Annotated in this window: 13 protein-coding genes; 2 read left to right on the forward strand and 11 right to left on the reverse strand. The window is 67.8% G+C overall.

What is annotated here, in order from left to right:
* Nucleotides 1-9 precede the first annotated feature (9 nt).
* The 8 genes from J2Y58_RS16830 to rpsB all read right to left on the reverse strand — a co-directional run bounded on the left by J2Y58_RS16830 (nucleotide 10) and on the right by rpsB (nucleotide 7,188).
* The gene (locus J2Y58_RS16830) at nucleotides 10-1,143 is read right to left on the reverse strand and encodes a M50 family metallopeptidase (protein ID WP_310105599.1); all 1,134 of its coding nucleotides are present in this window, start codon (nucleotides 1,141-1,143) and stop codon (nucleotides 10-12) included.
* On the reverse strand, nucleotides 1,140-2,297 hold the full coding sequence (locus J2Y58_RS16835) for a 1-deoxy-D-xylulose-5-phosphate reductoisomerase (protein ID WP_310105601.1): 1,158 nt from the start codon (nucleotides 2,295-2,297) through the stop codon (nucleotides 1,140-1,142). Before J2Y58_RS16835 ends, J2Y58_RS16830 begins: the two co-directional genes overlap by 4 nt.
* Nucleotides 2,294-3,127 carry a phosphatidate cytidylyltransferase gene (locus tag J2Y58_RS16840; RefSeq protein WP_310105605.1) on the reverse strand — a complete coding sequence of 278 codons (834 nt, stop codon included), beginning with the start codon at nucleotides 3,125-3,127 and terminating at the stop codon, nucleotides 2,294-2,296. The genes J2Y58_RS16835 and J2Y58_RS16840 overlap by 4 nt, the downstream gene beginning before the upstream one ends.
* A 10-nt stretch (nucleotides 3,128-3,137) precedes the next feature.
* Nucleotides 3,138-3,869, reverse strand: coding sequence for an isoprenyl transferase (locus J2Y58_RS16845; protein ID WP_310105608.1), 732 nt, complete (start codon nucleotides 3,867-3,869; stop codon nucleotides 3,138-3,140).
* Between the two features lie 28 nt (nucleotides 3,870-3,897).
* Nucleotides 3,898-4,455, reverse strand: a complete 558-nt coding sequence (gene frr, locus J2Y58_RS16850) for a ribosome recycling factor (RefSeq protein ID WP_310105611.1) — start codon at nucleotides 4,453-4,455, stop codon at nucleotides 3,898-3,900.
* Nucleotides 4,442-5,185, reverse strand: a complete 744-nt coding sequence (pyrH, locus tag J2Y58_RS16855; protein WP_310105614.1) for a UMP kinase — start codon at nucleotides 5,183-5,185, stop codon at nucleotides 4,442-4,444. Before pyrH ends, frr begins: the two co-directional genes overlap by 14 nt.
* A gap of 169 nt (nucleotides 5,186-5,354) precedes the next feature.
* Nucleotides 5,355-6,287, reverse strand: coding sequence for a translation elongation factor Ts (gene tsf / locus J2Y58_RS16860; RefSeq protein ID WP_310105617.1), 933 nt, complete (start codon nucleotides 6,285-6,287; stop codon nucleotides 5,355-5,357).
* Between the two features lie 109 nt (nucleotides 6,288-6,396).
* On the reverse strand, nucleotides 6,397-7,188 hold the full coding sequence (gene rpsB, locus J2Y58_RS16865) for a 30S ribosomal protein S2 (RefSeq protein ID WP_310105619.1): 792 nt from the start codon (nucleotides 7,186-7,188) through the stop codon (nucleotides 6,397-6,399).
* Nucleotides 7,189-7,480: 292 nt separating this feature from the next.
* On the opposite strand from rpsB, the gene J2Y58_RS16870 reads away from it, so the two are divergent.
* Nucleotides 7,481-7,723, forward strand: coding sequence for a hypothetical protein (locus J2Y58_RS16870; protein WP_310105621.1), 243 nt, complete (start codon nucleotides 7,481-7,483; stop codon nucleotides 7,721-7,723).
* Here J2Y58_RS16870 and J2Y58_RS16875 read toward each other — a convergent pair.
* Nucleotides 7,659-8,471, reverse strand: coding sequence for a CDP-alcohol phosphatidyltransferase family protein (locus J2Y58_RS16875; protein ID WP_310105624.1), 813 nt, complete (start codon nucleotides 8,469-8,471; stop codon nucleotides 7,659-7,661). The two genes, J2Y58_RS16870 and J2Y58_RS16875, sit on opposite strands and share 65 nt — an antisense overlap.
* Nucleotides 8,472-8,475: 4 nt before the next feature.
* Complete coding sequence (locus J2Y58_RS16880; RefSeq protein WP_310105627.1) at nucleotides 8,476-9,198, reverse strand: phosphatidylserine decarboxylase; 723 nt, start codon at nucleotides 9,196-9,198, stop codon at nucleotides 8,476-8,478.
* 107 nt (nucleotides 9,199-9,305) lie between these two features.
* On the opposite strand from J2Y58_RS16880, the gene J2Y58_RS16885 reads away from it, so the two are divergent.
* Nucleotides 9,306-10,526 (forward strand): NADP-dependent isocitrate dehydrogenase, encoded by a 1,221-nt coding sequence (locus J2Y58_RS16885; RefSeq protein WP_310105631.1) that lies wholly within the window; start codon nucleotides 9,306-9,308, stop codon nucleotides 10,524-10,526.
* Nucleotides 10,527-10,568: 42 nt separating this feature from the next.
* Here J2Y58_RS16885 and J2Y58_RS16890 read toward each other — a convergent pair.
* Nucleotides 10,569-11,005, reverse strand: a 437-nt coding sequence (locus J2Y58_RS16890) for a DUF5818 domain-containing protein (RefSeq protein ID WP_310105634.1), incomplete at its 5' end; no start/stop codon positions are given.

The raw sequence follows: 11,005 nt of genomic DNA on the forward strand, positions 1-11,005 counted from the left end.
CCACCTTGCTCACCCGATCAACCCGGCCAGGTGCCGCCACAACCCGAAGTTGCCGAGATCGTTGAACGTCACCAGCAACATCAGCGCGAGCACCGCCACCAGCCCGCCGCGATAGGCCCATTCCACCGCTTCCGGCGCCACCGGACGACGCCGCACCGCCTCGATCGCATAGAAGAGCAAATGCCCGCCATCCAGCATCGGCACTGGCAGCAGGTTGATGAACCCCAGATTGATCGACACGAGCGCGATCAGGAAAACGAACGCGTCCGGCCCCAGCGTGATCTGCTCGCCGGAAACCTTCGCGATCGACAGCGGCCCGCCGAGTTCCTTGACCGATCGCCGGCCGGAAATGATCTGCCCGATCGTCTCGACCATCATCTGCACGATCTGCCCGGTGCGCCGCACCGCGACGACCGGCGCCTCCAGCACGCCGACCGGTGCGATTACCGGTGCCGGCGGGGCGATGCCGAGCAGCCCGACCTTGTAGCTGTTGCCGAACCGGTCGCGCTGTTCCTGCGTGCCGATCACCGTCGTCACGCTCGCCGGCGCGTCGGCGCGGATATAATCGACCCGCACGCGCGCACCGGCGCGGATCTTCACGAACCGGACCATGTCCTCGAACGTATCGACCGCGCGACCGTCCAGCGCGGTGACGCGGTCGCCCGTGCGCAGCCCCGCCGCCGCCGCTGCGGTGCCGGGGATCGCCTGCCCCACCACGCTCGGGGTGCGCGCGTCGCCATAGGCCAGCGCGAAGCCGGCGAGGATCAGGATCGCCAGAACGAAGTTCACGAACGGCCCCGCCGCGACGATGATCGCACGCTGCCACACCGGCTTTGCCTGGAACGTCTGCTGCCGCTCCTCGGCGGGCAGCGCCAGCCAGTCGGCGGTCGGCTGGCTCGCCGGGTTCATGTCGCCGGCGAACTTGACGTATCCGCCCAACGGCAGCCAGGCGAGCTTCCAGCGCGTACCGCGTTTGTCGGTCCACCCGGCGACCTCGCGCCCGAACCCGATCGAGAACGCCTCCGCCTTCACCCCGAACCAGCGCCCGGCGAGGTAATGCCCCATCTCATGGATGAACACGAGCGGACCGATCACCAGGACGAAGGCGAGGACCGTCAGCAATAGTCCGGGGGTCTGGATCAAGCCACGCCATCCTTCACGCGCTCGCCCGCCAATCGTCGCGCTTGCGCATCGACGTGGAGCACCGCGTCGAGCGTCTCCGGCGCGGCCGGGTCGTAGCGTTGCAGGGTATCGTCGACGATTGCGGCGATTTCAAGAAAGCCGATCGCGCCGCGCAGGAAGGCCGCGACCGCGACTTCGTTCGCCGCGTTCAGGATCGCCGGCCGCGCCCCGCCCACGTCGACCGCCGCGCGTGCGAGCGCCAGCGAGCGGAACCGCTCCTCGTCCGGCGCCTCGAAGTCGAGCCGCCCGAGCGCCACGAGGTCGAGCGGCGTCATCGGCGTCGCGATCCGGTCCGGCCACGCCAGACAATGCGCGATCGGTACGCGCATGTCGCTCGGCCCCAGCTGCGCCAGCATCGATCCGTCGACATAATCGACCAGGCTGTGGATCACCGACTGCGGATGGATCACGATCTCGATCCGGTCGGGCGCGATCGGGAACAGCGCCGCCGCCTCGATCAGTTCCAGCCCCTTGTTCATCATCGTCGCGCTGTCGACCGAGATCTTGGCGCCCATCGACCAGTTCGGATGCGCCACTGCCTGCGCCGGGGTCACGGTCGCCATCTCCCGCACCGTCCACGTGCGGAACGGCCCGCCGCTCGCGGTCAGGATGATCCGCCGCACGCGCTCGACCTGCGCAGGGTCCAGACATTGGAAGATCGCATTATGCTCGCTGTCGGCGGGCAGCAGCGTGGCGCCGTGCCGCTCCGCGGCGGCGGTGATGATCGCGCCCGCGGAAACCAGCGGCTCCTTGTTGGCGAGCACCACCGTCCCGCCGCGCTCGATCGCCGCCAGCGTCGGGCGCAACCCTGCGCACCCGACGATCGCCCCCATCGTCCAGTCGGCGCCGTTCGCCGCCGCGTCGCACACCGCCTGCGCGCCGCCGGCCGCTTCGATGCCGCTCCCCGACAGCGCCGCGCGCAGGTCGGGCAGGCACCCCTCGTCCGCGACCACCGCCAGTTCGGCCCGGGTGCGGATCGCCGCCGCGGCCAGGCCCGTAACGTCGCAATTGGCCGTCAACGCGCGGACGCGGAACGCCTCCGGCGCGCGCTCCACCAGGTCGAGCGTCGAGGTGCCGACCGAGCCGGTCGCCCCCAGAATATTGACGGTCTTCATGCCCAGAGGCTCGGGAGCGCCAGCACCAGCACCGCCGCGACCGGCGCGACCGGCACCAGCCCGTCGAGCCGGTCGAGCACGCCGCCGTGGCCGGGCAGGATATTGCCCGAGTCCTTCACTCCCGCGCGCCGCTTCAGCCAGCTTTCGTAGAGATCGCCCAGCTGCGACATGATCGCCAGCACCGGCGAACACAGCGCCAGCGGTAGCGGCAGCCCCGCCGCACCGTGCAGCGCCAGCCCCAGCACCAGCGCCGCGATCGTCCCGCCGATCAGCCCTGCCCAGGTCTTGTTGGGCGACAGCCGCGGCGCCAGCTTCGGCCCGCCGATCGACCGCCCGGCGAAGAACGCGCCGATGTCGCACGCCCACACCAGCGCCATCGTCCAGAAGGCATAGAGCAGGCCGTTGTCGTCGTGCCGCCGCAACACGACCAAAGCGAGCACCGGGACGCCGCAATACACCACCCCGAGCGCCAGTTGCGGTACCTTGGTCGTTATTACGACGAAGAACGCGGCACCGCCGATCAACCCGAGCGTGAAGAAGTCGTGCGGTTCGATCACCAGCCATGCCGGCGCCATCGTCGCCAGCGGCACGCTCAGCGCCATTTGCGCCAGCCGCTTGGTCTTGGCGTCGACATGATGCAGGTCGGACCATTCCGCCATCATGAACAATGCAATGACGACGGCCAGCAGCCAGAAGGCGATATCGCCCAAAATCAACGCAATGGAGGCGACTGCGATCATCCCGACGCTGGCGATCATCCGCAGTCGCAGGTTCGACGGCGTGCGCAGCTTGGCATCGGGGGTGGGCGGAAGCGGAACGTCGTCGCTCATGCGGGCCGCGTCACAACCCGCCGTAGCGGCGCTGCCGCCGCGCAAACGCCTCGACCGCCGCCGCCAGATCGTCGGCACCGAAGTCCGGCCAGAGCGTATCGACGAACAGCAATTCGGCGTAAGCCGCTTGCCACAATAGAAAATTCGACAGCCGTTGCTCGCCGGAAGTGCGGATCAGCAGGTCGAGCGGCGGCAGCTCGCGCGTCTCCAGCTGTGCCTCGATCGCGTCGGCATCGATCGCCGCCGGATCAAGCGCCCCCGTCGCCGCCCGCGCCGCCAGCGCCCGCGCCGCCTCCACGAGTTCCGATTGCGCCCCGTAGTTCAAGGCGATCGCCAGAATCGGCCCGCGATTGCCCCCGGTCTGCGCCAGCGCGTCGTCGATCAGCTCGACCACGTCGGCGGGAAAGCGCCGGTAATCGCCCAGCACCCGCAACTGCACGCCTTCGCGCACCAGCTCGGCCAGATCGTTGCGGATGAACAGCTTCAGCAGCTTCATCAACCCGCCGATCTCCTCGGCCGGGCGACGCCAGTTCTCCGAGGAAAAGGCGTAGAGCGTCAGCGCCTCGATCCCCAGCGTCCGCGCCGCACGCGTCACCGCGCGCACCGACTCCACGCCGGCGCGGTGCCCCATCGCACGCGGCAGCCGCCGCGCCGCCGCCCAGCGCCCGTTCCCGTCCATGATGATCGCCACATGGCGCGGCAGGACGACGGGGGCGGCCTGCGGGATCGCCGCGGTCGCCATCAGCCTATGCTCCGGGACGTGACCGACGTCACTTGTTGAGGATTTCCTTTTCCTTCGCGGCGGATACCGTGTCGATGTCGGCGATCGTCGCGTCGGTCAGCTTCTGCACCTCGGTCTCGTGGCGCTTGCGCTCGTCCTCGGAGAAGACGCCCTTCTTCTCATCGGTCTTCAGCGCGTCCATGCCGTCGCGACGCACGTTGCGCACCGCCACCTTCGCCTTCTCAGAATATTGCCCGGCCAGCTTGGCGAGTTCCTTGCGGCGCTCCTCGGTGAGGTCGGGGATCGGGAGCCGCAGCGTTTGGCCGTCGTTGATCGGGTTGAGGCCGAGCCCCGCCGAACGGATCGCTTTCTCGACCGGTCCGACGTTCGACTTGTCCCATACCTGCACCGACAGCATCCGCGGTTCGGGCGCCGATACGGTCGCGACCTGGTTCAGCGGCATGTGCGCGCCGTACACCTCGACCGTCACCGGATCGAGCAGCGAGGTCGACGCGCGACCGGTGCGCAGCCCGGCCAGATCGCCCTTCAGCGATTCGACCGCGCCGTTCATCCGGCGCTCGAGATCGGCCTTGTCATACGCGGGCATCGATAGTCTCCACTTGCTTCTGCACGACCGTCGAGACGCCCTTACCCGCCAGCACGGCGGCGAAATTGCCGTGCTCGCGGATGTTGAACACGACGATCGGAATGTCCGAATCACGGCACAGCGCCACGGCGCTGGCATCCATGACCTTCAGGTTCTGCGCCAGCACCATGTCATAACTGACTGTCTCATAACGCGTCGCGCCGGCCACTTTCTTCGGATCGGCGTCGTACACGCCATCGACGGAGGTGCCCTTGAACAGGGCGTCGCAATTCATCTCCGCCGCGCGCAGCGCCGCGCCACTGTCGGTGGTGAAGAACGGCGAGCCGACGCCCGCGGCGAAGATCACCACCCGGCCCTTCTCCAGATGCCGCTCGGCACGGCGCCGGATGAACGGCTCGCACACCGACTGCATCGGGATCGCGGACTGCACGCGCGTGTCGACGCCGATCGTTTCCAGCGCATTCTGCACCGCCAGCGCGTTCATCACGGTCGCCAGCATCCCCATGTAATCGGCGGTCGCACGCTCCATGCCGTTGGCCGCACCGGAAATGCCGCGGAAGATATTGCCACCGCCCACGACGACGCACAGCTCGTATCCCTGCGCGCGCACGTCCGCGATCTCCTCGGCGACGCGCGCGGTCACCGCGGTGTCGATCGCAAGGCCGCCCTGGCCCATCAGGACCTCGCCCGACAGCTTCAGCAGAATGCGTTTGTAGCGAGGCTCGGTCACACGATTTCCGTTGTTGTGGGGAGGCTAAGCGGCGCGGACCCTAAGCGGCGGGTGCGCGGCTGGCAATGGGTTGACACACGCTGGCAAGCGGGGTGCGCCCATAAGCGAACCGCCGCCCCGGCGCGTGCCGGAGCGGCGGTTGCACGTCACCGACAGGCGGCCGGCAGGATCAGCCCTGCGGCACGCCCGATGCGGCGGCGACCTCGGCGGCGAAGTCCGACACTTCCTTCTCGATGCCTTCGCCGAGCTGGAAGCGGACATAGTCCTTCAGCACGATCTCGGCACCGGCGTCCTTGCCGGCCTTGGCGACGACGTCGCTGATCTTGGTCTTGCCGTCCATGACGAACAGCTGGCTGACCAGCGCGTGCTCCTTGCGGTACTTGGCGATCGAACCCTCGACCATCTTGGCGATGATATCGGCCGGCTTGCCCGATTCGGCCGCCTTCTCGGTCGCGATCGCGCGCTCGCGCTCGATCTCGGCCTCGTCCAGGTCACCCTCGTTCAGCGCCTTCGGGAAGGCGGCGGCGATGTGCATCGCCAGTTGCTTGCCCAGCCCCTGCAACGCCTCGTCCGACGCCGCGGATTCCAGCGCGACCAGCACGCCGATCTTGCCCAGGCCCGGCGCCTGCTGGTTGTGGACATAGGCGACGACCGCTCCCTGCTCGACGCTCAGTTGCCGGGCACGGCGGATCGACTGGTTCTCGCCGATCGTCGCGATGTTGTTGGTCAGCGCTTCCTCGACGGTCGTGCCCGACGGCATCGCGGCGCCCTTGATCGCATCGACGTCGCCGCCGGTCGCGAGCGCGATCTGGGTGACCTCGCGGACGAAGTTCTGGAACTGCTCGTTCTTGGCGACGAAGTCGGTTTCCGAGTTCACTTCGACCACCGCGCCCTTGGTGCCGGCGACGGCGACGCCGACCAGCCCTTCGGCGGCGGTGCGGCTCGACTTCTTCTGCGCCGCGGCCAGACCCTTGGTGCGCAGCCAGTCCAGCGCCGCATCCATGTCGCCGCCGGTCTCGTTCAGCGCCTTCTTGCAGTCCATCATGCCCGCGCCGCTCTTTTCGCGCAGGTCCTTGACCATCGCTGCCGTGATATCGGCCATTTGACTGTCCTCGGTTCGTGATTGCGTCGACGCGCGCCGATCGGACGATCGCCGCGCGTCGAACGGGAATGGCGGAGGCGTCGGGTACGACGCCTCCATGACACCTGCCTTACGCGGCGGCGGTTTCGCCTTCGGCCGGCACGGCCTCGGCGGTCAGCGCCTCCTCGGCGGGCGGCTCGCTCATCGCGCCCAGGTCGACGCCGCGGCTCGCCTGCTGCTGCTGGTTGCCGCGGGTCGAAGCGATCGCGACCGCCTCGCAATACAGGCGGATCGCGCGCGCCGCGTCGTCATTGGCGGGCACCGGGAAGGCGATGCCGTCCGGCGACACGTTCGAATCGAGGATCGCGACGACCGGGATGCCCAGCGTGTTAGCTTCCTTGATCGCCAGCTCTTCCTTGTTGGCGTCGATCACGAACATGACGTCCGGGATGCCGCCCATGTCGCGGATGCCGCCCAGCGACAGCTCAAGCTTGTCACGCTCGCGGGTCAGCTGCAGCACTTCCTTCTTGGTCAGACCGGCAGTGTTGCCCGACAGCTGCTCCTCGAGCGCCTTCAGGCGCTTGATCGAGTTCGAGATCGTCTTCCAGTTGGTGAGCATGCCGCCCAGCCAGCGGTGGTTGACGAAATGCTGCCCGGCGCGGCGGGCGGCCTCGGCGACCGGCTCCTGCGCCTGGCGCTTGGTGCCGACGAACAGCACCTTGCCGCCGGCTGCGACCGACTGGCTGACGAAGTCCAGCGCGCGCGCGAACAGCGGCACCGTCTGCGACAGGTCGATGATGTGGACGCCGTTACGCTCGCCGAAGATGTAGGGCTTCATCTTCGGGTTCCAGCGGTGGGTCTGGTGGCCGAAGTGCGCGCCGGTTTCGATGAGCTGCTGCATGGAGACGACAGGAGCCGCCATGGTGTGTGTTCCTTCCGGTTGAGCCTCTGGGGAGCGAGTGACGCCGCTTCGAAAGCGCGCGCACCGGGTGATGATGCTCCCCATGCGGGGTTGAGGCGCGCGCCATAGCCGAAGCGGCAGAGTGATGCAATCGCCGTTCACCGCTTGACACTTGCGAACATAGGTGGAACAAGGAGGCGGAACAGAGCGGGAACCAAGGGGTAAATGACCGCTTTGAGGTTGATCCAGGAACCAAGCCGCTGTGCATTAATTTACAGCGGGGTGGTTCGCACGATGTTGCGAGGAGGCGAGCATGGCGACGATGATGGCGGTGTTGGTGTTCGGCGGCGCGGCGGCTATGGCGCTGTACGCGCTGACCGCGACGGTCCGGCCGCAGGCGGCGCGCATCGCCGCTATCCTGCGCGGTGATCGCCCCGCCCCACGGTTCGAACCGCTGTCGACGCTGGTGCGCGCCGAGCGGCGGATTGCGGTCAGGCGCTGGGCGGCGGGGTCGACGATGGCGCCGATGATGCTGCGCTCGCGCGAAGCCGCTTGACGCGCGCGTAGCTGGCGACGCTGAACGGCAGCGCCAAGAGATAGGCGATCCCGGCGGCGGCAGCGGTCTGCCACGGCGCACTCACCGCCGCCGCGCCGACCGCCACTACGATCGCGATCGCCTCGAACCGGATGTTGGGCCGCAGCTTCAGCGAGCCCCACGAAAAGGTGGCAAGGCTCGATACCATCAGCAACGCGACAAGCACGGTCCAGGGCGCCACCAGCCGCGGGTCGCGGAAGAATGCCGCGTCGGTGACGAACCACAGGAACAGCGGCAGCAATGCGAGCGCCGCACCCGCCGGCGCCGGCACCCCGGTCAGGAACCCGGCCGATTTGTGCGGCTGGTCATCCGCATCGATATTGGCGTTGAAGCGCGCCAGCCGCAGGGCGCAGAATACCGCGAGCACCAACGTCGCCATCCACCCGAAGCGCGGCAATGCGTGGAGCGACCAAAGATAGAGGATCAGCGCCGGCGACACGCCGAACGAGATCGCGTCCGACAGCGAATCGAGTTCGGCGCCGAACCGGCTCTCGCCGTGCAGCATCCGCGCGACCCGACCGTCGAGCCCGTCGAGCACCCCCGCGATCAAGACCATGACCACCGCCAGCTCCCAATTGGCGGAGATCGCGAAGCGGATGCCCGACAGTCCGGAACATAGCGCGAGCGCGGTGACCGCGTTCGGCGCAACCGCGCGCAGCGGCAATCCGCCAGGGGGGCGGCGCAGCGGGCGGCGGAGCGGCGGCCGCATGCGCTTACTGCGACACGCCGGTGATGCGCGCCACGCCGGAGCGGCCGAGCACCGTCTCGCCCGCGACCGCGCGCTGTCCCAGCGCGACCTGCGGCTCGTATCCTTCGGGCAGATACACATCGACGCGGCTGCCGAACCGTATCAACCCGACGCGCTGCCCCGCCGCCACGATGTCGCCGATCTTGGCGAAACCGACGATCCGCCGCGCCACCAGGCCGGCGATCTGCGTAAAGCCGACGCGGCGCCCGTCGAAGCCCTCGACCACGAAATGCTGGCGCTCGTTTTCCTCCGACGCCTTGTCGAGGTCGGCGTTCAGGAACTTGCCCGAGATATAGACGACCTGTCGGATCGTCCCGGCGATCGGCGAGCGGTTGATGTGGACGTCGAACACCGACATGAACACCGACACGCGCACCATCGGCAACTCGCCCAGGTCTCCGACCAGCTCGCGCGGCACCGGCACGCGCTCGATCATCGTGATCAGGCCGTCGGCAGGCGAGACGATCAGGTCGTCGCCTACGGGGGTGGTGCGGATCGGATCGCGAAAGAACGCCGCGACCCACAACGTCAGACCCAGGAACGGCCAGAAGAAGACCTTGGAGATGATCGTCATCAACAGCGTGATGCCGAACGCGATGGCGGTGAATTTCTGCCCCTCGGGATGGACGGCGGGGAAGCGCCACTTGACGGTGGTCGTGACGACCGGCGGCTTGTCGAGCGAAGTCATCGCTTCGTCCTATCGACCCGGGCGCGCGGTGACAACGCCGTAGGTTGATCCCCGCCCCCCTTCCCCCTATCGCCGCACCAAACCAACCGTTCGAAGGACAAGCGAGCATGGCCAAGATCAAGGTGAAGACGCCCGTCGTGGAGATCGACGGCGACGAGATGACGCGGATCATCTGGGAGTGGATCCGCGAGCGCCTGATCAAGCCGTACCTCGACATCGATCTCGATTACTACGACCTGGGCGTGCAGGAGCGCGACCGCACCGACGACCAGGTCACCGTCGACAGCGCCAACGCGATCAAGAAGTACGGCGTCGGCGTGAAGTGCGCGACGATCACCCCCGACGAGCAGCGCGTCGAGGAGTTCGGCCTCAAGAAGATGTGGCGTTCGCCCAACGGCACGATCCGCAACATCCTGGGCGGCGTCGTCTTCCGCGAGCCGATCGTGATGAAGAACGTCCCCCGCCTGATCCCGGGCTGGACGCACCCGATCGTCGTCGGCCGTCACGCGTTCGGCGACCAGTATAAGGCAACCGACTTCAAGGTGCCCGGCAAGGGCAAGCTGACCATGAAGTGGGAAGGCGACAACGGCGAGACGATCGAGCACGAGGTGTTCGACTTCCCCTCTGCCGGCGTCGCGATGGGCATGTACAACCTCGACGAGTCGATCCGCGACTTCGCACGTGCCTCGCTCAATTACGGGCTTGGCCGCAACTGGCCGGTGTACCTGTCGACCAAGAACACCATCCTCAAGGCCTATGACGGCCGCTTCAAGGACATCTTCGCCGAGGTGTTCGAGACCGAGTTCGCCGATCAGTTCAAGGCCGCGGGCATCGTCTACGAACACCGCCTGATCGACGACATGGTCGCCTCCGCACTGAAGTGGAACGGCGAGTTCGTCTGGGCCTGCAAGAACTACGACGGCGACGTGCAGTCGGATCAGGTCGCGCAGGGTTTCGGCTCGCTGGGCCTGATGACCTCGGTGCTGATGACCCCGGACGGCAAGACGATCGAGGCGGAGGCGGCGCACGGCACCGTCACCCGCCACTATCGCCAGCACCAGCAGGGCAAGGCGACCTCGACCAACCCGATCGCGTCGATCTTCGCCTGGACCGGCGGCCTGAAGTATCGCGGCAAGTTCGACGGCACGCCCGACGTGACCCGCTTCGCCGAGACGCTGGAGCAGGTCTGCGTCGAGACCGTCGAGAGCGGCGACATGACCAAGGATCTTGCGATCCTGATCGGCCCGGACCAGCGCTGGATGACCACCGAGCAGTTCTTCGAGGCGGTGCGCGTCAACCTCGAGAAGAAGATGGCCGACTGGGCCTGACGACTGGGGGCGGCGGACGACCGGTTCGCCGCCCTTTTCGCGTCACGCGGCGCTGACGCCCTCGGCGGCGACCCGCCCCTCGCCGCACAGCACGCCCTGCACCCGCACGCGCTTCTGGACGTGATCGACGGGCACCCGCGGCAGCTCCAGCACGTAGCGCCCGCCGCGATCGCATTGCAGCACGAACGCGCCGTGCTCGCGGACCAACAGGCCGGTTTCGTCGATGGGGCTGCCGATCGTGCTCATGCAGGCCACATGGAGCCGCGCGGCGACGGATGCAATCGGCGCGGAAGCGGCGGTGGTGGGCCCGGCACCCATTGAAGCTAGGCCGCTCGGTCGCGGAAATGCGCCATTCTCTATGTCAATTCGGTGTCGGGTGCCCCCACTGTCAACGGCGGAGCAAAATCCGGCCACGGTGGCGGTGTAAAAGTAGGCCAGCGGTCGAGGCGTGATGACGACATGGAAAGGGCCCCGATCGG

It is taken from the genome of Sphingomonas sp. BE138, assembly GCF_031456125.1.
In the GTDB taxonomy this organism is placed as follows: Bacteria; Pseudomonadota; Alphaproteobacteria; order Sphingomonadales; family Sphingomonadaceae; genus Sphingomonas.